General features: G+C 53.6%; 22 protein-coding genes, 2 tRNA genes and 1 pseudogene. 18 read left to right on the forward strand and 7 right to left on the reverse strand.

Annotated elements, in window-relative coordinates:
* Positions 1-26 precede the first annotated feature (26 nt).
* The 10 genes and pseudogenes from argF (at position 27) to SYNCC9605_RS14530 (ending at position 6,991) form a co-directional block, all read left to right on the forward strand.
* A complete protein-coding gene (argF, locus tag SYNCC9605_RS04665) occupies positions 27-983 on the forward strand; it encodes an ornithine carbamoyltransferase (protein ID WP_011363912.1) in 957 nt (318 codons plus the stop codon).
* Positions 980-1,303, forward strand: coding sequence for a hypothetical protein (locus SYNCC9605_RS04670; protein ID WP_083757057.1), 324 nt, complete (start codon positions 980-982; stop codon positions 1,301-1,303). Before argF ends, SYNCC9605_RS04670 begins: the two co-directional genes overlap by 4 nt.
* Positions 1,304-1,314: 11 nt before the next feature.
* On the forward strand, positions 1,315-1,539 hold the full coding sequence (locus tag SYNCC9605_RS04675; protein ID WP_011363914.1) for a hypothetical protein: 225 nt from the start codon (positions 1,315-1,317) through the stop codon (positions 1,537-1,539).
* A gap of 67 nt (positions 1,540-1,606) precedes the next feature.
* The gene (gene lexA, locus SYNCC9605_RS04680; RefSeq protein ID WP_011363915.1) at positions 1,607-2,230 is read left to right on the forward strand and encodes a transcriptional repressor LexA; all 624 of its coding nucleotides are present in this window, start codon (positions 1,607-1,609) and stop codon (positions 2,228-2,230) included.
* Between the two features lie 60 nt (positions 2,231-2,290).
* Positions 2,291-2,363, forward strand: a tRNA-Ala gene (locus SYNCC9605_RS04685).
* 924 nt (positions 2,364-3,287) lie between these two features.
* Positions 3,288-4,244 (forward strand): hypothetical protein, encoded by a 957-nt coding sequence (locus SYNCC9605_RS04695; protein ID WP_011363917.1) that lies wholly within the window; start codon positions 3,288-3,290, stop codon positions 4,242-4,244.
* Between the two features lie 108 nt (positions 4,245-4,352).
* Positions 4,353-4,985, forward strand: a complete 633-nt coding sequence (locus tag SYNCC9605_RS14525; RefSeq protein ID WP_156782988.1) for a hypothetical protein — start codon at positions 4,353-4,355, stop codon at positions 4,983-4,985.
* A 269-nt stretch (positions 4,986-5,254) separates the two neighbouring features.
* A pseudogene (locus SYNCC9605_RS15780) lies at positions 5,255-6,163 on the forward strand (VapE domain-containing protein); the annotation flags it as partial.
* A 27-nt stretch (positions 6,164-6,190) separates the two neighbouring features.
* The gene (locus tag SYNCC9605_RS15365) at positions 6,191-6,523 is read left to right on the forward strand and encodes a hypothetical protein (RefSeq protein ID WP_257930045.1); all 333 of its coding nucleotides are present in this window, start codon (positions 6,191-6,193) and stop codon (positions 6,521-6,523) included.
* Positions 6,524-6,829: 306 nt separating this feature from the next.
* The gene (locus tag SYNCC9605_RS14530) at positions 6,830-6,991 is read left to right on the forward strand and encodes a hypothetical protein (RefSeq protein ID WP_156782989.1); all 162 of its coding nucleotides are present in this window, start codon (positions 6,830-6,832) and stop codon (positions 6,989-6,991) included.
* 217 nt (positions 6,992-7,208) lie between these two features.
* On the opposite strand, the gene SYNCC9605_RS13775 is transcribed toward SYNCC9605_RS14530, so the two are convergent.
* Positions 7,209-7,685, reverse strand: a complete 477-nt coding sequence (locus SYNCC9605_RS13775) for a tyrosine-type recombinase/integrase (protein ID WP_257929947.1) — start codon at positions 7,683-7,685, stop codon at positions 7,209-7,211.
* Between the two features lie 1,280 nt (positions 7,686-8,965).
* Here SYNCC9605_RS13775 and SYNCC9605_RS04730 point away from each other — a divergent pair.
* Positions 8,966-9,364, forward strand: a complete 399-nt coding sequence (locus SYNCC9605_RS04730) for a hypothetical protein (RefSeq protein ID WP_156782990.1) — start codon at positions 8,966-8,968, stop codon at positions 9,362-9,364.
* Positions 9,365-9,983: 619 nt separating this feature from the next.
* Here SYNCC9605_RS04730 and SYNCC9605_RS14535 read toward each other — a convergent pair.
* Positions 9,984-11,189, reverse strand: a complete 1,206-nt coding sequence (locus SYNCC9605_RS14535; protein WP_041434517.1) for a hypothetical protein — start codon at positions 11,187-11,189, stop codon at positions 9,984-9,986.
* Between the two features lie 191 nt (positions 11,190-11,380).
* Here SYNCC9605_RS14535 and SYNCC9605_RS14540 point away from each other — a divergent pair.
* From SYNCC9605_RS14540 to SYNCC9605_RS04755, 5 genes are all read left to right on the forward strand, one after another.
* Positions 11,381-11,449: transfer RNA gene (locus SYNCC9605_RS14540), tRNA-Ala, on the forward strand.
* 831 nt (positions 11,450-12,280) lie between these two features.
* Positions 12,281-13,294 (forward strand): hypothetical protein, encoded by a 1,014-nt coding sequence (locus tag SYNCC9605_RS04740; RefSeq protein WP_041434519.1) that lies wholly within the window; start codon positions 12,281-12,283, stop codon positions 13,292-13,294.
* Complete coding sequence (locus SYNCC9605_RS15055; RefSeq protein WP_041434521.1) at positions 13,284-13,892, forward strand: VapE domain-containing protein; 609 nt, start codon at positions 13,284-13,286, stop codon at positions 13,890-13,892. Before SYNCC9605_RS04740 ends, SYNCC9605_RS15055 begins: the two co-directional genes overlap by 11 nt.
* On the forward strand, positions 13,786-14,226 hold the full coding sequence (locus tag SYNCC9605_RS04750; RefSeq protein WP_071813012.1) for a VapE domain-containing protein: 441 nt from the start codon (positions 13,786-13,788) through the stop codon (positions 14,224-14,226). The genes SYNCC9605_RS15055 and SYNCC9605_RS04750 overlap by 107 nt, the downstream gene beginning before the upstream one ends.
* A gap of 644 nt (positions 14,227-14,870) precedes the next feature.
* Complete coding sequence (locus tag SYNCC9605_RS04755) at positions 14,871-15,101, forward strand: hypothetical protein (protein WP_041434525.1); 231 nt, start codon at positions 14,871-14,873, stop codon at positions 15,099-15,101.
* Between the two features lie 271 nt (positions 15,102-15,372).
* On the opposite strand, the gene SYNCC9605_RS04760 is transcribed toward SYNCC9605_RS04755, so the two are convergent.
* Positions 15,373-15,918: a tyrosine-type recombinase/integrase gene (locus SYNCC9605_RS04760; protein WP_257929996.1), complete on the reverse strand. Its 546-nt coding sequence runs from the start codon at positions 15,916-15,918 to the stop codon at positions 15,373-15,375.
* 588 nt (positions 15,919-16,506) lie between these two features.
* Here SYNCC9605_RS04760 and SYNCC9605_RS04765 point away from each other — a divergent pair.
* Entirely contained in the window at positions 16,507-16,923 is a 417-nt protein-coding gene (locus tag SYNCC9605_RS04765; protein WP_011363931.1) for a hypothetical protein, read from the forward strand.
* Positions 16,924-17,509: 586 nt separating this feature from the next.
* A complete protein-coding gene (locus tag SYNCC9605_RS14550; protein WP_156782992.1) occupies positions 17,510-17,707 on the forward strand; it encodes a hypothetical protein in 198 nt (65 codons plus the stop codon).
* 6 nt (positions 17,708-17,713) lie between these two features.
* Here SYNCC9605_RS14550 and SYNCC9605_RS04770 read toward each other — a convergent pair whose 3' ends face one another.
* The 4 genes from SYNCC9605_RS04770 to SYNCC9605_RS04775 all read right to left on the reverse strand — a co-directional run bounded on the left by SYNCC9605_RS04770 (position 17,714) and on the right by SYNCC9605_RS04775 (position 18,905).
* Positions 17,714-17,926: a hypothetical protein gene (locus SYNCC9605_RS04770; protein ID WP_041434527.1), complete on the reverse strand. Its 213-nt coding sequence runs from the start codon at positions 17,924-17,926 to the stop codon at positions 17,714-17,716.
* A 20-nt stretch (positions 17,927-17,946) separates the two neighbouring features.
* On the reverse strand, positions 17,947-18,156 hold the full coding sequence (locus SYNCC9605_RS14285; RefSeq protein ID WP_083757061.1) for a hypothetical protein: 210 nt from the start codon (positions 18,154-18,156) through the stop codon (positions 17,947-17,949).
* Positions 18,157-18,370: 214 nt separating this feature from the next.
* Complete coding sequence (locus tag SYNCC9605_RS15060; protein WP_198002476.1) at positions 18,371-18,517, reverse strand: hypothetical protein; 147 nt, start codon at positions 18,515-18,517, stop codon at positions 18,371-18,373.
* Positions 18,518-18,656: 139 nt separating this feature from the next.
* Positions 18,657-18,905, reverse strand: a complete 249-nt coding sequence (locus SYNCC9605_RS04775) for a DUF3104 domain-containing protein (protein ID WP_011363933.1) — start codon at positions 18,903-18,905, stop codon at positions 18,657-18,659.
* Positions 18,906-19,969: the final 1,064 nt, after the last annotated feature.

Genomic DNA, 19,969 nt, shown 5'->3' on the forward strand with positions numbered 1-19,969 from the left:
TGATAACAGTCCTTTGAACCGTCGCGATGGCTACCGCTTCTGCGGGCGTTGCTGCTGTCCTCTCTCCCCTGTGCGGACGTGACTTCCTTTCCTCAGCGGATTGCTCCGCCGAGGAAACAGCAGCGTTGCTGGACCTGGCTGAACAGCTAAAGAGCGGCGATCGTCGGATCGATCTCGGCAACCGTGTGCTGGGTCTGATCTTCAGCAAGGCCTCCACCAGAACACGTGTGAGTTTTCAGGTGGCCATGGCCCGCCTCGGCGGCCAGACGGTGGATCTCAATCCTTCCGTCACCCAGCTCGGCCGCGGCGAGCCATTGGAAGACACGGCCCGGGTTCTCAGCCGTTACTGCGATGTGCTGGCGATTCGCACCTTCGCTCAACAGGAACTGGTGGACTACGCCCACTGGGCCTCGGTGCCGGTGATCAATGCCCTCACCGATCTGGAGCATCCCTGTCAGGCCCTGGCGGACTTCCTAACCATGCGGGAAGCCCATGGCGCGCTTCCTGGCCAGACCCTGGCCTATGTGGGCGACGGCAACAACGTGGCCCACTCCCTGATGCTCTGCGGTGCGTTGCTGGGGGTAAATGTGCAGATCGGCTGCCCAGAGGGCTTTGAGCCGTTGCCGGGGGTGCTTGAGCAGGCCCAATCCCTGGCACAGCATGGTGCCTCGATTGAGGTGATGAGCGATCCTCGTGAGGCGGTGGCGGGTGCCCAGGCCGTCTACACCGATGTTTGGGCCTCCATGGGCCAGGAGGCCGAACAAGCGCAGCGGGAGCAGGCCTTTGCTGGATTCTGTGTGGATCATGTCCTGATGGAGCAGGCGGCTGCCGATGCGATCGTTTTGCACTGCCTGCCGGCCCACCGCGGTGAGGAGATCAGTGCCGAGGTGATGGAGGGCAGTGCGAGCCGCATCTTTGATCAGGCGGAAAACCGCTTGCATGCGCAGCAGGCTCTGCTGGCTGTACTCATGGGCGGTCTGTGACGGTGATCCACCGCTGGTTGGTGCCGTTGATCGTCACCGCCCATGCGGTGGCAGCATCAGCGGATCAGGCCACCGACAAACAACAGCAGAGCACCATTGCCCGATGGACGGCCGAGAAAATCTGTGAAATGGGTGTGGATGCCTTTTACGCGTTGCCGGATCCTGAGCTCAAAACCATGTTTGAGCGCGACACGTCGATGCGTTACGAGGATGTGCCCAACGCACCAACTGATCAGGAAAAGTCCCGTATCACCGGGCAGTTGATGGGATATCTGATGGCCGCCTGTCCGCAACAGCTTGAGTTCTACAAAAACCGCTGACGAGCATCGCGATGCGCAAGGAACGCTGCTGGGTTTGGTTCAAAGGTGGCCTCTCGGAGGAGGGGCACTGGATGTCGGGCTGGGTGGCCAGCACAACCGAGCAGCCGGGGCTGCTGATTGAGCATCCTGGCTATGTCTCCTGCCGGGTTCCGGAATGGCGTGTGGTGTTCAAGGAGCCCAAAGACCTGAACCTGGCGCCGAGCATTCCCGAGGCTGCGGTGTGGAAGCTGGTATGAATTGAGCCTTCGCTTGCAGCATACGGCAAGGAGCGGTACAAATGTATTGCCTGAACCTATTCTTGCGGTGACCCGTGCCCCCCAAGAGCCCCTCACCACTGCTCAGCAAGAGCTGTACGACTGGATAGCGGACTATATCGGCACCCATCGCCACAGTCCCTCGATTCGCCAGATGATGCAGGCGATGGGACTGCGCTCTCCTGCGCCGATCCAGAGCCGGTTGCGCCATCTTCAGCAGAAGGGATGGATCACCTGGCAGGAAGGCCAGGCGCGCACCTTGCAGCTCTTGGGCGACATGGTGGGTGCTGCCGGGATCCCCGTGCTGGGCGCCGTTGCCGCCGGTGGCCTTGTGACGGCTTTCGATGATGTTCAGGAGCATCTCGATCTGGCGCCGGTGCTGGAGACCCGTGGCCTGTTTGCCCTGACGGTGAACGGTGACTCGATGGTCGACTCCCACATCGCCGATGGTGATGTGGTGTTGATGGAGCCGGTGCAGGATCCGCAGCGGCTGCGCAACGGCACGGTGGTGAGTGCTCTGGTGGCCGGCAGTGGCACCACGCTCAAGCATTTCCATCGCCATGGGGCGACGGTGGTTCTCGAAGCTGCCAACCCCGCCTATCAACCGATTGAGCTCGCCGCCGAACAGGTGGATGTGCAGGGTCGCTTGGTTGCCGTGTGGCGGCAGGTCTGAGGCTCCCGCGGTGTAAGATTTGACACGACAGCGGCGGCTCTGAAGCCTCCACGTCGATATGGGGCCATAGCTCAGCTGGTAGAGCACCTGCATGGCATGCAGGGGGTCAGGAGTTCGAGTCTCCTTGGCTCCATTCTTCAAATCCCTTCCACTGGAAGGGTTTTTTAGTGTCTGATTCAGCGTCTCAATTTCCTTGAGAGCTGTCTTAGGGGGATTTCTAGGGGGATTTGATCCCAAGCTGTCCCGCTTTGCTCTTGTCTGCGGCCAATTTCCCCTAGTGCTAGGGGGAAAGTTTTCGCTGTTCACGGACACCACAGGTGGCGTGTCATGAGCAGTTATGAGTTGACCCAACAAGGGGGTTCCATTACGTTCAACTCATCCAAAACTTTGAACGCGCCACGCTCCCTGGGTACCCAGCACGTGGTTGCGCCTCAACCGTGTTGAGGTCGGACTGACTGCTTTGGCGGTTGGGGATGGGAAAAGGAATTGGTTCTGATCACGCTCCTCTTCAATCGTGAAGAAGCAGAACCGTCGTTTCACCCAACTGAACGCTAATCGGATTGGAACCACCAAAAGTGGCTGTCCAATAACCCTGCCTAAGCGTCAGCTCGATTCAGAACATGAGCTAGCCTTCATGTTCATGTTCATGTTCATGTTCGATGGTGAGCTGGTGTGGAAGTCATTTCCACGTACTCCAGATGGATAGCGTGCTGCGCTTGAGCTAGCCCGTGGCGATGCTCATCTCATGCACGACATAAGAAGCATCGAGTCCGCTAAGGCCTGTGGCTTTGGTGGATGGTTGCTGCAACTTCTGATTGAGGAGGGGTTTATCCCCAACTCCTCTGATGAGCGCCCAATGGTTACCGACACTCCCAGCATCTGAAGCGCTGGGTTGCTCTCCTGAGCACCTGAAACGACAACGCGATATTTACGGTGGATTTTTAGAAGCAGGCGTTCACTACAACCTTGGTACCAGCGTTACTGCTGCGATCACCTGGGACGTTGAGAATTGTCGTTCTGCATTTCACCGTCGTGGCCTTCAGGCACGGGGTGAGGCATGACCAACTTCAACGCCTACAAGCTCACCACTGTTCAAGACCGGCAGGTCAAGGAAGAAATCATCCGCATCGTTAAGGAGCAAGCACCGATCACGGTGCGTGGCGTTTATTACCAGTGCGTACTTTCTGAAAAGCTGCCGTTCCTATCCAAGGACAGTGGCGGCAGCAAACGAAATTACGTTCTGGTGCAGGCCAGGCTCAAACATCTAAGGAAGGTTGGTGTTATCGCGACTGATGCTGTTGTTGATCCTGGTTACTCAGCGCGGGCACGCAATCGCTGGTCAAGTCCAGAGCAGTTTGCTCAGGATGCTCCGTTGATTTATGTGCACGACGTTTGGGCTGGCTACCAAGTGCGGCCCCTGGTGCTGTTGGAAAAAGAGGGACAGATCCCTGTTTATGAACAGCACGCTGCAACGTACGGCGTTGATGTATGGGCCTGGAAGGGTTACTCCTCGGTTTCAAATCTGCAAGCACTGGCCGAACACATCAAATCGCTGAAACAGCATGTTGATGTGCTCGTCTGTGCTGACTGGGATCCAAGCGGTTGTGATTGGCCCCGTGCTGCTGAGAAAGGTCTAAATGATCTACTCAGCGGGGCTGACTATCAGATTCGTTTTCGACGAATCCTTGTCACACAGGACGATATGGCCCGGCTCCGACACTCTGTGGGGGTAAAGGCTGCGAAACCCAGCGATCCAAGAACAGCAAACTGGTTGAGTGATTTCTGCTACAGCGTGGATGATGAAAACGTAGTCGAGATGGACGCTTTAGCTCCTAATAAGGCTCGAAAGCGTTTGCAGTCAATCTACGAAGGTACGCGGATTGTAGACGATCCGCACTGGAATCTATCCAAGGACAGTGAACTTTTGGCTCAACAAAGAGCGAAAATAAAAGAAGTTCTCGCTGCTCTGAAGAAAGAACAATTCTCCAGCACATTGTGCGCCGGAGAAAAGTAAAAAGGCCGAGCCGCTAACTCGACCACTGCAAACCCGACCCCGAATTGAGTCATCATCATTATGGTACTGCTGCCTGGTAGTTCACTTTCAGTGGACACTTTTGAACGGTTGAAGCCGCTCGAAAATCTTGTCCGCTTTATTCCAACTGGTGCCGGTAAGGACGGCAAAGCTCCGTACATCAGCGGGTGGAGTAAACACCCCGAATTCACTGTTCAAGAACTGCTAGAACAGTTCCCTCAAACAAAGTCCGTTGGTGTCATCACACAGCCTTTGCTGTGCTTCGACTTCGATGGTGAGACGGCTACTCAGCATGCAGTCTTAAACGACCGCGATCCTGATTACGTCAACACCTGGCGCATCAACAGAACCACCGATCCAAACCGCTACAAGCTGCTGTTCCTGCCCAGCAAGAAGCAGTTGGCGCAGCTTCCTAACGGTCAGATCACTCACAGCTTTAAAACACGGCCACCCAGCAGCGTTCGTCGTCCCCCTTACGAAAAGGGCGCTGTCGTTGCCAAAGGTGAGGCGGAAGAAGTCTTCTGCCATCCCGGTCGCCAAGTCATCGTTGCTGGTGAGCACCCTTCAAGCGGTGGACATTATTTCTGGCCTGTTGGGTTTGGGCCTGAAGCACTGTGTGCACCACCAGAAGAATGGTGGTCTCACGTTCTTGAGTTGTCGCGGGACTATCCACGACCAGCAGCCGGTGCAAACAAAAACTGTCAGCGCCAGCCGCTTCTCTAGTCGTGACTGGCAACGGATTGAACATTGCCCAATCTGTGGCCGTGGTCCTGATGACAACCCGCTCTGTCAGCTTCACCGCGATGGTGAAACGCTGCGTTGCTTCTTAGGTCAGACGTTTAGCCCGCCAACAAACCTTGAACCTGGTGAGCTGGTGCCCGGTACTGATTGGGCGTTTAGCCGTGTCAGTTCCAGTGGTTGGGGTGAGTTTTTGACCTTCGTGAAGGACACGCCGTCACCGCTGCAAAAGCTCCAAAGCTGGAGCCATCGCAATGTCTGACAACCAACTCGCTGTTGTTGAAACAGAGAAGATCCCTGAGGGTTGGATCGACAGTAAGAAGGGCAAACAGCGCAGCACCTTGAACGTTGGTGACGTAACTGTCCTCTTCTTCAAGGCGTTTAAAACCACATGGCGGTTCAACCAGCTCACCACGTTGATTGAGCTGGATGGTGTTCCTGTCCCAGATAAGGAGATTGATCTCCTATGGGTTACCCTCTCGCTGAGGGGTTGGCAGGTAGCAAAGAGCGCAGCCATTGATGGTGCGCTGGCGGCTGCTTACAACAACGCTTTCAACCCGGTCCAAGAGTATTTGGATCGGATTGCGGCTGATGAAAGCATCGAGCCCGCTGATCTCAGCAAGATCGCAACGACGTACTTGGACACCAAGGACGATCTTTACGACGCAATGCTGAAAGCAACGCTAATTGGCGCTGTTGCCCGCGGTTTCAACCCTGGGTGCATGTTCAAGACCGCTCTCGTTTTGAAGGGCGGTCAAGACATAGGCAAGAGTTCAGTGGTGAGAAACCTTGCCAGTCCTGATTGGGTGTGTGACACCAGCCAAGACAACGACAAGGACTTCTTGCAGGCCATACACAGCGGGTGGCTTTATGAGTTGGCCGAGCTTGATTCCATTGTTTCCAAGAAGTAAGCGGGCAAGCTCAAGAATCTGATCTCATCGCCTAAGGACAACTTCCGTCCGCCTTATGGCAGAAGAATGGAAGCGCACAAACGGCGAAGCATCTTCATCGGTACGAGCAATCGTGATGACTTCCTTCGCGATGAAACCGGTGCATGTCGATGGTGGGTTGTTGAGTTGCCTCACAACGCCGACAAAGGTTTCTGCATTAACCATGACCGCGTACGGCAAGACCCTGACGCGATCTGGAAAGCTGCTGTTCTTGCACACCGGGCGGGTGAGTTACCGCTGTTGACGATTGAGCAACAGGCGGAATCCAACCGGCGCAACCTCGGGTTTGAGGTCGATCACCCGTTTGAGGACTTCATCGTTGAGTGGCTTGAGAAGCCGGGAACGCCGGAAGCTTTCACCACTGAGCAATGCCTCTATCTCTCCAGTTGTTTGGAGTTGGGCTATTCAGCCCCAGCCACGCAAACTCGCTTTCCTCCCGCGTCTCAAAAGGACAGCGTGGAGGCAGGCAAGATCCTTCGCCGTTTGGGATACGAGAAGGACAAACACCAACGCCGAGTCAATGGGAAAAAGAAGAGACGCATGTGGCGTCGTGTTGACGCCTCAAGCGCCTAAACACCTGCATCACTACCTGAGGCGGGTCAAACCCCAACAGGCGGAAGCGAAGTCAGTGATCCGCCTCATGTCTCTAGTTCTTTTATTGAAAAAGAGCAGGGACAAGAAGAGGAGCAGTTGACTGCTGACGCACTGTTGGGAAAAACACCTGAGGCACCTGAGGCGCTGTTCTTGGGTAGCGGACACGATGTCGAAGATGACACCGATTACGACGGCTATGGCTGGGAAGGTGCATGACCAAAACCCAGTTCCTGACACGATTTTTTCGCATCGTTAAAGCCCCGAATTCACCAGGGAAAAAACCTGATGCCCTCTTCACGTGAACTAGACCGCCTCAAGGCTCGCGTTCAAGCATTGAGGCAGCGAGCCGAAGCACCGTTCATCAGCGTTGCTCTCTGGCACGAGGGTGACGTACCGCCAGACCCAAAGCCTTGGCAGCTGCAAATCATGATCGAGCGCCGTGATTAGTCGCTAAGCGCTCCGCCTCTACGCCGTTGGGGCGTAAAGGGTGGAAGCTTATTAGCGATCTGATCACCGTCTTTCACCAAGCGCTCAAGTTGAGCTTTGGCTTCAGACTCTTCGTCCTTCTTGGTGGTTTCTGGCATTGGTACGACGCCTGAGATAACGACCTTAACCAGAGCAAGCCACAGATTGTGTGATCTATGCGCCCATTCATAGAAGCCATTCATGCACCGGCAAGAACGCAAGCGCTCTTATCGGAGTCAGAGACTTCAATGTAATTTGCCAAAACCTGAAGATTGGAATGTCCGGAGATTGATTGGATATTCCGCAGCGGCACACCGTTCTGACTGCAACTGGTCAGGAAGCTGCGTCTGAAGCCATGAGTTGAAGTTCCCTGCAATCCAAGTTCTTCGACAGCCCGTCGCAGCGTATGGTCAAACCCACGTCGCGTCAGATGCGTTGAAGCATGACGACCTGGAAATACCCATTGCTCTGGATTGTTATCTGGATTGACAACAAGCTTCCAAGCATCAAGCTCTTCGGCAAGCAACGGGTGAAGTGGGATTGCTCGCGTCTTGGTTTTACCTTTTGTCGTTGGTGCGATCAGAACAATCGAGCTGGGTGTGACGTACTTCCACTTGAGGTAAACCTTCTGAAACTCTGGAGCCAGTGCGTCTGAGCAGAGAAGCCAAGACAGCATGCGGACCAGACAGATGAGCGTGCAACGCATCAAGCTCAGAAGTGGTCAAGACCCTCGCTCGGTTGAAGCGATTGATCTTCATTTGTAATTTTTAAGGTGCGGTTGAGGCCAGTCACAGATTGCGATATCCTCTTCCTTACCGTAGAGGAAGAGATCTGTACTTGAACAGCAACTACACCTGAATCACTGACAGTATTTTTTATCGGAGATCGCAATCATGATGAGACATCTAACTATTTTATGTTCTGTTGTTTCGTAATACTTATCATATGAGATCTGAATATCGGTAAGGCAAATTAGTGGGGGTAGAGTTGCAACTTTTGCTTATGTAATCGTCGCGCGGAGAACTTACTTAGACAACATACATACGGGAGTTAGTAATCGTCAAGTAGTACTTTAAGAGGGGAGTTGAAGCCACGGCTGAAGGGGCTCATTGACCATGGCTAGCAACTGGTGCGACCGCACGCTAACACCACTGACATGATGACATAAAAGAGCGTAAAATAGGGGTAAGTTCTTGTTACTGTTCTTGGACAGCGATTGGCAACTCAGCAAGGAAGATTGGGGTCTTCTGGGCCGCTGCAATCGTGCTGCTGAGATGCTTTTCCCATACAGCGGTCGTCAAGCTGAAGCCTGGTCTCTTTGGGCTTTTAAGCAATACAAGATGACTGGTAAGACCCCCGAGCAGCTGAGAGACCAACGTTGCCCAGGGATAAAAGAACTGCACATGCGCCGTCCACCCAAATCCAACTTCTTGAGGTACAGATGAGCAACGAAGTCGCCTTCGCCAACTGGTGGGAAAAGGAGATGAAGGGTATTCCTTGTCCCCCGGTGCCACGGAGTCTGAGTGAGTTGACGATGACTGCTCAGATGGCGATGCAAGCAACGCATCCTCAGTTTTACACAGCTTTGTTTGCTGGGTCGAATCAGGTGCGGCTGCCCGCTGATGTGTCTGTGCGTTTGAACTCAGGATAATTGCATCCTGGCGACGCTGCTGCGCTTCGTGCTTCTGGTCTTGAAGAGCAAGCTCAATACTGTGAGCGGCTTCAACAGATCCAGACGGATCAGCGCATTGCCGATCAAACGTTGGCGTCGCGTCAGATCTTTGAGGAGTCGAGGGCTCGTAACGCGGCTTTCTGTGAGCAAAGTCTTCTGGCGCGCATGTTGAACAACCCATTAACGCCAGATCAGATCGCTGCAAATCGCAGGCGTTATGGCGGGGCAGTGCAGGAATGACAGAACAACCAGCGCCAATAGGACGACCAACACGAGAGCTGGTCTTGGACAGCGAAGGCATTCCAGCGCCAGTGATGATTGCGTTGGAAGCTCGTGCTGCTGGTAACTCTTGGAAGCAATCGGCTGAGATTGCTGGGGTTGCTGTCACCTCATTGAGGGAATGGCGCAAGCACGCCATCGTTCGCGACACGTTGAACGAGATGGTGCGCGACAAGCTCGCTGGCGCCACAGCAACGCTGGTTGATGCAACACCACTATTGGCGAAGGAATTGATCTCGCTAGCCATGGACAGCCGGAACAAGCCGTATTCGCGGGTTAACGCGATGGCTCTGGTGTTCCAGACGGTTGCAACACATCTGATCGACCAATCGCAACAAGAGCAGATGGCTGAGTTGAAGCAGCAACTGGAGAGGCTTGAGGCAGGTGCACCGATAGACGTGTAACTGAATACGGTTTTTATTGTTGAGTCTTGGACATTGTTCGGTTCTTGTTCGGTTCTAATGCCGCAGACACCAGCGGAAGTCGCCACAATCTCAGCATCATGCCCTATTTGTTGTGAACTGGTATCTGCAAGAACAGATCGAGATCTATCGATTGATGCTTTATCGAGAGGAGTTTCTTCCTCCAGACCCAAGTACCTGTCTACATTGTGCACCCCTTTTGCGTAAAATAGAGATACTTCAGCAGGAGCTTGATTTCTCTGAAGATCAGCAAGTTGCCTAGTTTTTCTAAATGACCGTTTCTTGCCACGATATTGAAGAGGTTGAGGCAAGAAATCGTGCTGGCTGGTAAGTCGATTACTCAGTCGTTAGTCGGCAGCGAGAATCTGTAGATGTTCACGGCTACGAGAGCCACGCCGAAGCAACAGAAGAAGACGATCAGATTTTGAGTGGAGACTGACACAACAAAGGCCTTCGGAAATCCGCATTAAGCAACGTAAAGAGTTTTTTGTATGGTGCATGCATGAGTCAGAACACCAGAAAAATCCCAGTCTTTGGAGGTTGGGAGTCGGGACAAAGAAAGCGCTACTTGAAATCCCTTGAGAACGACCTCGCATCAGAGCTAGGTCCCGATTGGCGAGAGAAGATCGCTAACGGCTCCGCGGACTGAATCTTTCTTGTCTTTGTCGCTAGTCCAAGCGCCGTAGTGCTTGAGATGAGTCCTGCTGTCATGACCCATGAGGTCACAGAGATCTCGTAGCGGAAAGGCCTTGTCGTAATGCTCGTATTTGACCGCTCGCCACGCGTAACCGTGACGCAGTGAATACGGCACCAGACCCTCTGTATTGGCCTTCAGAGAGTTCCAGTAGTCATGATGAGCAAGACACGTTGCAAACGCATTACCGGCTGCTTTGAAGCCTTTGGCGTTGACGATGGAAGCGGGGAGTTTGACCAATCCCGACTCCCACAACTGAACGCACCTGGCCCCTTCACCAGGTAGTTCAACCAAATCCAACGGCAGCGCCAACCTTGGTTTGCGTGGTGTCTTTGCTGTGGCCTTGTTGCGTTTGGTTGGAGCAACGTAAAGATCACCGTCTTCAAACGACAGCGTTTGCAGTTCAGAGGGTCTGAGTCCGTACAACCCAACCAGTGCAACGGCTAAGCGCACCTCTGGTTTGCTGTCCAAGGACACCAGCAGCGAATGAAGCTGCTCTGGCTTGATCGGTACTGTTTTTTCAACAGGAAGCTCACGGCTGCCGATCAGCTCATCAATGTCTGCTTTTTCTGGCGGCAACCATTGTTGTGCTGCGCCGCAACGCTTGACCGCAAAACCGAGGAATCGTTCAACTGACAGCAGGTGTCGTTTACGGCCTGAACCACCAGGAGCGCAGTTGGCAAAGAATTTGAGCGCGTAACCCGTCATGAGAGAGCGGCCATCATGTGGCGCTCGCTTCGGGAACGACAACAACTTCAGAGCGTTGTTGATGTGGGGGCGTTCATCCCTGTCGTAAGTGCTTTGAGTCGGGACACCGCTGATGCGCCATTGCTCGTAGCGCTTGGCAACCTCAACCCAATCCAACTGTCCTTGAGAAGTGGTCTCTGGAACATCAACCAGGAGGTTGTACGCCTCAGCCAGGCCAAGGTTCAACGACTCCATCCGGTCGCGAATTTCGCCAACCAGAGATGTGAGCTTGGTTGCTGAGCTGGGTGCCCAATTCAGATTTGTAGTTATTGCCTGTCTTCGCTGACCAGGAACAGCACGGCAGATTTTGATGCGACCGGACTGTTGCTCGATCAGCCAACCCTTTCCATGCTCACGCCGGAGCACGGAACGAACGTCAGTTGTCCAATCAGTCTTCGGCATGAACTCCTGCTTGCTGTGCAGGTGGTCAACTGTTCCCCCTAGTTTAGGGGAATGTCTAGGGGGATTTGTTCCTGAACAGTCATGACTGGTCGTAAGCTTGAGACGATTGAGCTATACAAGACTTGTGACAGCAACGGGTTTCTCTAGTGTTTTCGGGAAGTCTCAATCTTAAAGTCTTCTGCATGGCATGCAGGGGGTCAGGAGTTCGAGTCTCCTTGGCTCCATTTTCTGAAGCCCAGTTTCTGACTGGGTTTTCTTGTGTCTGGGGTTTGTCGCGCCACCCAGTCTCAAGTCTCTTAAGGGCGTTTTTCAGCTGATGCAGTCGATTTCGGCGATCGTGGGCTCCACCTTCGTCGTCTCTGGGTGATCTAGGGGGTGCCACGGCCTCCAGGTTTCCTGTAGGAGGCGAGTGTCACCTCGGACGCGGAAACCGCAAGAGCAGCCCCACTAAAGGCCGTTAGTACCGACGAAGTGGCTTCCCTTAAGAGGAGGTCCTCGTGTCCAGTCCAGTTAAAGCAACCAATTGGTTGCCCACACCAAAAGCAGCAGAAGCCTTGGGTTGCTCGCCGAAGCACCTGAGAGCACAACGCGACGTATGTGGTGGCTTTCTCGACGCCACTGTTCATTGGGCGTACGGCCCAACGCTGAATAGTGCGATCACCTGGAACGTTCAGGCGGTGCGCGAAGCGTTCCACCGGCGTGGTGTTTGTGCCCGGAAAATGACTATTGAAGCACAATAGATATCAAATAGCGGGGAAATAATCATGGTGGTTTCTGCATCGCCGGCTATTATTTGTGTAACAGTTTCTTCTGTCGCGCAAAAGATGTCGATCCAGATATTCGCTAAGCACGAGAAACACAATGGCCCATTGAATGGCGTGCTACACGCACGCTTTCCTGAGCCGATTGTATCGTTCGTGAAGACCTCAGCACTCGTTGAGGGTGTTAGTGAGTCGACGGTTCTTCGCTTTGCCCTGGAGCAGTGGGCAACAGCACAGGGTTACTCCGAACACTGCTCATAAAAGAAGGCCACTGCTCACAACGGTGACCTCTCTTTGAACGTAAAGCCCCGCAGCTTTCTTATTCTTTACACCTGCATTTTAATGGCTCACACAGCTATAAACGCTTCTCGGTTCCTTGCCGAGATTGAACGGCTTAAGCCGCTCGAAAACCTTGTTCGCTTTATTCCTACCGGTGGCGGCAAAGAAGGCAAAGCTCCGCTCATCAGCGAGTGGAGTAAACACCCTGGCTTCACTATCAAAGAACTGATCGAACAGTTCCCTCGCGCGAAGTCAATTGGTGTCATCACCCAGCCGCTGTTGTGCTTTGACTTTGACGGCGCCACCGCTGTGAATCATGCGGTCCTTGACGGGCGGGATCCTGATGACGTCAACACTTGGCGCATCAACAGGACCACCGATAAAAACCGCTTCAAGCTGCTTTTCTTGCCCAGCAAAGAGCAGTTAGCGCAGCTTCCTAACGGTCAGATCACCAATACCCATCGGACTAAGCGACCAAGTACTGAGCGTTACCCCTACGAGGAGATGACTTTTGTTGTGAAAGGTGAGGCGGAAGAAATCTTCTGCCACCCAGGACGCCAAGTCATCGTTGCGGGTGCTCACCCAGCAAGCGGTGGACATTATTTTTGGCCCAATGGGTCTGGACCTGAAGCGTTGTCAGCACCGCCAGCGGAATGGTGGGGTCACGTCCTTACGTTGGCGCGTGACTACCCACACCCAGCTGCAGGAGCAGACAAAACTGTCAGCACCAGTCGCTTCGCCAGTGGGAATTGGCAACGGCTTGAACATTGCCCTATCTGTGGCCGGGGCCCTGACGACAACCCTCTTTGCCAGATCCACAGTGATGGTCAAACACTGCGCTGTTTCTTAGGTCAGACCTTTAGCCCACCTTCAAACCTTGAACCGGGTGAACTAGCTCCCGGTACTCAGTGGGCGTTTAGTTGTGTCAGTTCCAGTGGTTGGGGTGAGTTCCTCACGTTTGTGAAGGACAAATCCAGTCGTTACCAGCAGGTCAAATCCATGCTGCGGGGGCGGGCCAATGGCAACTGACCTGGTACCCGTTGACCAACTCCTGCTGGGGTGGATCGACGAAAAGCAAGAAGACCGGTTCCGTCTTGAGGTTGGTGATTTGGTCAACCTGCTGAGTAGACAGCTCGGCAATCGTTGGCGGTTCAACCTGCTCTCAAAAAAGATCGAGCTTGATGGCAAGCCGATTCCAGTCTTTGAGCTGGAGAACTTGTACTGCCATCTGTCTCAACGCGGTTTCACCATCTCCAAAGAGAAGGCGATTGATGCCGCCAAAGCCACAGCAATGGCGCATTCCTTTCATCCCGTCGTTGAGTATCTGGATCGTGTTGCCTCTGACGACAACATCGTTCCCGCCGAACTCGACCAGTTGGGAGCTCTGTTCTGGTACACCAAAGATCCGCTGTACGACGCCATGATCCGTAAAAAGGTGATTGGCGCGGTTAAGCGGGCCTATGAACCTGGCTGCATGTTCCGCACTTGTCTCGTCTTTAAAGGCGGGCAGGACATTGGAAATGTCAACCAGCCTCAGAGTTCTTGCCAGTCCTGCGTGGTTGACCGATACAGCGCAGGACAAGCACGAGGATTTTCTCCTTGCTATTCACGGTTGCTGGATTTATGAGCTGGCCGAGTTGGACAGCATCACCAGCAAGAAGGAGGCAGGTGCCTTGAAGAACGACCTCTCCTCTCCGAAAGACAACATTCGTGTTCCGTACGGGCGCGCACATGACACGTTCGCCCGTCAGAGCATTTTTGTCGGCACCAGTAATCGAGATGATTTCCTGCGTGATGAAACGGGTGCCTCTCGGTTTTGGGTCGTCGAGCTTCCGCACAATGCCGACGATGGCTTCGTGATTGATTTGGATCGTCTGCGGGCTAACCGTGATGCGATCTGGAAGGGTGCTGTTCTTGCATACCGCGACGGTGAAGAGCCGCGCTTATCGCAAGAGCACTAGGCTGAATCCAATCGTCGCAACCTCGGCTTTGAGTTGAAACACCCTTGGGAGGATTACATCGTCGATTGGCTTGAGACAGCTATCTGCGGAAGACTTTTCACCACTGAGCAATGTCTCTACCTACTTGGCTTGGAGAAACAGCAAGGTTGGGGATGGGAGTCGCGTTTCCCCCCTGTAACCCAGAAAGAAAGTGTGGAGGCTGGCCGAATCCTGCGTCGACTGGGTTGCGTGAAGGACAAACACCCTCAACGGAAAAAATTGGGGCCCACAGAAATACGTCGTCGATGGTGGCATCCCCCCGACACAAGTGGCACAGGACAGTGAGTTAACCCTGTGTCAGCTCAAACCGCAGCAGCGGCAGCGGGTTCGAGCGATTTGGCACAAGGCACTAGTGATTCTTTTAAAAAGAGTCACCCCCAAGAGAAACAGCTGACGCTGCCGCACTGATGGGCAAATCACCTGTGCCACCTGTGCCAGATGACCGACCAGATAACCGATAAGCCAAACGGGATTGGGCATGGAGGATGCCGCTCGAACCACTTGCCCTGAAAATTCGCGTTGTCCAAGCCGCGTATCTCCACAGGGAAAAGTCCAGCTGGAGCGTTTACTGCCGGTAGAACAAGAGCAGCAGGGCTCACATAAACATGGACAATTTACGCGAACTGGCGCGATTGCTGCGCAAAGCACAACAAGTGCATCTGGAGAAAACACGACCACCGATTTGGATGGTGACAAACAAGTACCAAGGCGAAGAAACACCATCACCACCAGATGGCGTTGCAGTTTTCGAGCCTTGGCTTGTATTCAGCTGCGAAGGCGAGCGCCCAGAAGGCGACACCGGCCAACCCATCGGCAAACTCTGCCCATTGCAGTGAATTGGTCGCTATCGCGAGTCAGAAGCATCTCCCTTGAACTGCCAGCGTTCAAGACGTCTTAGTTCCACAATCTCTAGACGTCTTCTATTGGTTTCAATCTCAGCCTCACGCGCCAAATGTTCAAGTTGAGCATTTGTGCGCTTTTGGTCTTGTGAAGATACAAAAGACATTGAGATTGAGCAATTACATGTGCAGAAACTAAAAACCGGCAGAAATTTACACGTGAAAGCGTCACCCAACTACACCTATTTGTGTAGTTGGGTAAAGGGGCTCAAGCAAAGGCAGCAGCGGCAGCTTCACGTTGAGCAGGCGTCACTTCGAGATAACGCTGCAGGGCTGACATCGATTTGTGCCCAGACAGGGCCATAAGCACCCTCAACGGCACGCCAGCATTGTGCGCCGAAGTTAAAGCCGAACGCCGAAAAGAGTGGCTAGAAACGCCTTCTAGGCCCGATTCAGCCGCGGCCCTTTCAAGGGCATCCATAAAGCTGCGCGTACTCAGGCAAGAACCTGCAAATCTGCCTGGCACGAGATGGTCACCAGCCGCAGGTTCACGACCCTGCCGCACCACCCAAGCACCTCTCCAGGAGCGCAGGGCTTCCCACAACGCTGGCGTAACTGGCACCGACCGACTCGCCAGCTTTCCTTTGGTGATTCCTTTCTGGAACGTAACGGCAGATTCCGAAACCATCCCCCAGGTGAGCTGCGTTGCCTCACCAATACGGCAGCCAGTACGGCGACAAATCTCGGCAACGATCTTGTGATGCTGCTCAGGCAGCTTTGAAATCAATAAATCGAGCTCGTCGGTGCTCAACACACGCGACTGCCCGTGTCGATTGGACTTCATTTTTTTAGTTTTAATTAGCCAAGAACGCAGTGCTGGTCTGCCACCGCGTCTTATTGACATTTTACGCGGAGTTCCTGCCTGGCTATTACTAGCGGCCAATGATCTTTGCTAACTATTTCTTATGCTATTTGCCTATTAGATGAAACTTGCTGCTATCAGATTTGCTGATTACTTAGGGGGGTAAGGTTCGGATTTCTGATGTTATCAGCAACCCCTAGGGAACCTTCTGAAACGGCACTAATTCTCGATAGGCCTAATGTAGCACAGCTGCTAGATAAAACACTGGTAGTATTTAATAAAGAAGTCTTTGCTGATGGCTTGGAACCTGACAATTTACGAATGGCTCGTTATGCCCTGTTGCAATCTTTTGGGAAAGCAGCTATTCGGACAAAACTATCATCGAGCCGATAAATTTGCTCGCCTTGAATATCAATGTTCGACGATAGAAGGCATCGCGCCAGAAGAACTTAGGGACCGCGGGGCTCCTGGGATGAGTGACAGGCGAAGGCTGCGCAAATGGAAGCAGCTGAAAGCCAAAGGTTTAATCGCTGGAGTGTGATGAGTAACCACAAAATCAACCGCTATGACGCAATGCCGCCGCACATCATCAAGGCGCTGACGCTTTGCGCCAATGGCTCCACCTGGGTTGATGCGGCAGCTGCTGTCGGCATCAAAGCCCCCTGCCTACGCAAGTGGTATCGAGACCGCAGGGCTGAAGAGTTCATCGAATCACTGGTTCGCGAGAATCTCAATGTCGCCAACAATCTGCTGACATCAGCAGCGCCACGTCTTGCGGATGAGCTGATCCAGATCGCGCTGGATCCCAATGTGAAGGCCTACGCCAGAACCCAGGCCATCAGCGAGAGCTTCAAGATCCTGCGTGAGAACGTCTTGGAGGCTGAGCAGCGGCGGCAGCTGCAAGAGATCCGGCAGACACTGCAGTCCCTCGAGGACAGCAAGACAGTCACTGTCTAGGGACTTGGTTTTGGTGTCGCCTCTCGGATCAGGAGCAGTCCGTAATGCGTGTTGCGACCGTTTGCCTGGCGCAAATCAGTCATACGACCGGCAAGTATTTACTGAATACCATCCCAACGATCGCGGTTACTAATGCAACACCTGTGATCTTGAACACAGGCTGCTGAGATCCAAATCATATCCATACAATACGAAAAGGCTGATGCTTAATTTGTTGATATCTTCTGGTTAAATGAATTTCATTTCTTTGCTCATCTATGTCTCTATTCTCGCTTGGTTTGAATCGTTGCATCATTCCCAGGCTGTTGCTGACCAGTTATTGCTATCGGTAGAAAAACCTAGCAAGCCTGAGCAAATTGAGTTATCAAGCTGTTCCTGGGGAGCGGAAAAATGGCAGCGAGCTAGTAATAGTCATGACTAATGAATGTTAAAAGCTTTGGAGATGATTGTCGTTTGTTATGTCGCTGCTTAGTGCATGGCCGAATGCACTCGCGTTTGCGACTGGCATTTGACGCGAAATTGATGACTCAATTGGAGCTTAAGATTCCTTGATCTAATTGCTAGCCGACTTCGCCGCAACTGGGTCATGTCCCACTGCTGGTGCATATCAGTGACGTTTAATGAGGCCGACGACCGTCTTGCAGCCGGGTGGCACGTCGACCTGCCTGAGCCAGGGCCTATGTGCTCAGCCCAGCGGAAGCGCTACCCACGGCTGGAACGGGAGTTGTTGCTGCCATCAGTCGTGATTCCGACTGACGAGCCTTTGGTGGAACGCCCAGCGTGATCGACGTCAAAAAAACATTCCACTGCTCGGAGCGCTGTCCTCGTATTTCTTGCAAAACGCCTCTAGGTCGTCGGTTTCGCCTAGGCCGAGTGCTGTTTTGGTCTCCGCTTCGACCTTGTTGCCAACCGCTATCCAGCGAAGGCAGTAATCCATCTCTAACGGGTTCTGGCAGGCAGTCAGTAGAGCGATCAGCGGCAGGAGGAGCAGAAGCTTTCTCATGCGCCAGGGATGGCAGCAGCTCAGGTCTCGATTTCAGTCTTCTGAGGAACCTCGGTCTCACCGTTGTGGTGAGCGTTGGCGCCGCCAACGAAAACCAGCACAGCCATGATCGCGGCGATCGCCACAGCGGCACGGACGCGCAAGATGCCGTACGAAGCACTGAAGTCAGCCGTGTTCAGGTGTTTCATGCCGGTGAAGCTAACGGCGTTCTCAGAACCTGATCGAGTCATTTGATACGAGGTTCAGTCTTCTGAGCTGACATCACGCTCATACCGTGCAGGGCTGAAAAACCAAATGATCAGCCGGGTGGTGAACCAGGCGAGCAAAACGCCCAGAGCTATCGAGACAAGCGCCTCCACAACAAGTATTCAGAGAACATCAGCCGAAGCTGGATGTCCTCAATATGCCGTGCTGACCAAGGGGTTGGAGAGCGACTATTAACGGTCAGTCGCGAACTTGCTCGTCCTTGTCTTTGGGTGCCTCGACTTGAGGTTGGTACTTGACCACTGACTTTGAAGCCAGGGAGGCCTCGAGACGCTGCAGCTGCGCTTCACGCAGTGCGGCGGAGATGTCGAGAGAGGGGTCAGTCATCGAGTGGCGTTTCCAACAGCGGGCGCAGGGCCTAGCGCTGTCGAAAGGAGGCTACGGATCTGAGTAAGTCGGAACCCTAAGGAGCGCACGGCAGACGACCAGTGAGCAGAAATACTTAGAGTCAGGAACCCCTGACCGCTCAGACCCTCGGACAGATGTGAGTCACAAGGTCAGCGTTGACCCAGTTGATTACGCCTGTATCGACGTCAGCCACCTGGAACAACGTTGGAGCCTTTGGGTTTCTGGCACCGCCATCCACCCAGATCACATCAGCCATACGCCAGGCTCCATCCGTGTCGGAAATGATCACGGCATCGCCTGGTTTGACATGCAGGAAAACGGGATCCGACTTGGGCGCTGCAACGGCGCTTACATGATCCATCAACATCTACCATTGATAGTACAGCTGTATTAGCGCAAGAATAGGCGGAGGGTCCAGGAACGGATCCTTAAGCGTTCGATTTTCGAGGTGCTGCGGAGCTACGTGGTGAGGTGAGCTTCGCCATGGCAGCTCTCAGGGTGTTCCCCTTCATCTCACGTTGGTAGGTCTGCTAATGCTCTTTGAGGGTGTGACCCATCGCTTGAGCACAAAGGGATTGGTTGATGTTCGCCTCGATGGAGCGCATTGCCCAGCGTTGGCGAAGAGTAGAGGTCGAAGCCGGGCGTGAGTTCGTCAGAAACGGTCTTGAAGGCTGACCTGCATCTCCACTGCAGCCATGCTGCGACCCAATTTTCACTCCGCTTAGCGTCCCAGCTTTGAGGCGATTGCCAGCGGACACCTCCTGGGATGTCGACGTTATGTAGATCCCAACGTTCAATCCACTCCCCTGGGCAGGCAAAAAAGGTGCGCTCTTCCGGCAGGGACAGCTTGGTTTTGATCGTCAGGCAGCTGGCGGTGCCGTCATCGTGAAGCTGCAGGCTTGGTACTTCCCCTGTCCTGCTGCAGCCTAAGGTCGCCACGTTGGTGACCAAAGCTTGCATCGCCTATTCATATGCAGCCCCTGTTGCAGTTGTTTCTGCCTGAGGTTGCATCGCATCAGAAATTCCAACAGAAATTTCCGAGCCCTAATTACATACACATCACTGAGCAAACTCCCCATCCCCCCTTCTGCAGTTCTGCTGTCGTTTTACTGTCGTAGAACCCTGTCGTACTACTCCGCTAGAACCCAGTCATAACAATGTGTTTGAAATGCCTTAGGCCTCTACAAACCTCATGGCGCGGATGGAAGCCAGTCGCTGTCTGGAGATACTGATGACCACAACCCATGACCCACATCATCCAAACTTATGAGAAGTCAGTCACAAACACTGATCTGACGTATGAGAGTACTGCGTTTGGTGTCGTATCTACCGACTTCACAAGACTTCACGGGGCATTTTCTGGAATCAAAAAATGACCAAAAGACGCGTTGCGGAACACGCTGGATACCCCCATATTTAGTGTGCGCGGAA

The sequence above is a fragment of the Synechococcus sp. CC9605 genome (genome assembly GCF_000012625.1).
Lineage (GTDB): Bacteria > Cyanobacteriota > Cyanobacteriia > PCC-6307 > Cyanobiaceae > Parasynechococcus.

Bases quoted from the DNA above. Each gene is read 5' to 3' on its own strand.
- argF (WP_011363912.1), top strand. From the start codon at position 27: ATGGCTACCGCTTCTGCGGGCGTTGCTGCTGTCCTCTCTCCCCTGTGC.
- SYNCC9605_RS04675 (WP_011363914.1), top strand. From the start codon at position 1,315: ATGCGCAAGGAACGCTGCTGGGTTTGGTTCAAAGGTGGCCTCTCGGAG.
- SYNCC9605_RS04695 (WP_011363917.1), top strand. From the start codon at position 3,288: ATGACCAACTTCAACGCCTACAAGCTCACCACTGTTCAAGACCGGCAG.
- SYNCC9605_RS14530 (WP_156782989.1), top strand. From the start codon at position 6,830: ATGCCCTCTTCACGTGAACTAGACCGCCTCAAGGCTCGCGTTCAAGCA.
- SYNCC9605_RS13775 (WP_257929947.1), bottom strand. From the start codon at position 7,685: ATGCTGTCTTGGCTTCTCTGCTCAGACGCACTGGCTCCAGAGTTTCAG.
- SYNCC9605_RS15055 (WP_041434521.1), top strand. From the start codon at position 13,284: ATGGCAACTGACCTGGTACCCGTTGACCAACTCCTGCTGGGGTGGATC.
- SYNCC9605_RS04750 (WP_071813012.1), top strand. From the start codon at position 13,786: ATGTCAACCAGCCTCAGAGTTCTTGCCAGTCCTGCGTGGTTGACCGAT.
- SYNCC9605_RS04755 (WP_041434525.1), top strand. From the start codon at position 14,871: ATGGACAATTTACGCGAACTGGCGCGATTGCTGCGCAAAGCACAACAA.
- SYNCC9605_RS04765 (WP_011363931.1), top strand. From the start codon at position 16,507: ATGAGTAACCACAAAATCAACCGCTATGACGCAATGCCGCCGCACATC.
- SYNCC9605_RS14550 (WP_156782992.1), top strand. From the start codon at position 17,510: ATGTCCCACTGCTGGTGCATATCAGTGACGTTTAATGAGGCCGACGAC.
- SYNCC9605_RS04770 (WP_041434527.1), bottom strand. From the start codon at position 17,926: ATGAGAAAGCTTCTGCTCCTCCTGCCGCTGATCGCTCTACTGACTGCC.
- SYNCC9605_RS14285 (WP_083757061.1), bottom strand. From the start codon at position 18,156: ATGACTCGATCAGGTTCTGAGAACGCCGTTAGCTTCACCGGCATGAAA.
- SYNCC9605_RS15060 (WP_198002476.1), bottom strand. From the start codon at position 18,517: ATGACTGACCCCTCTCTCGACATCTCCGCCGCACTGCGTGAAGCGCAG.
- SYNCC9605_RS04775 (WP_011363933.1), bottom strand. From the start codon at position 18,905: ATGTTGATGGATCATGTAAGCGCCGTTGCAGCGCCCAAGTCGGATCCC.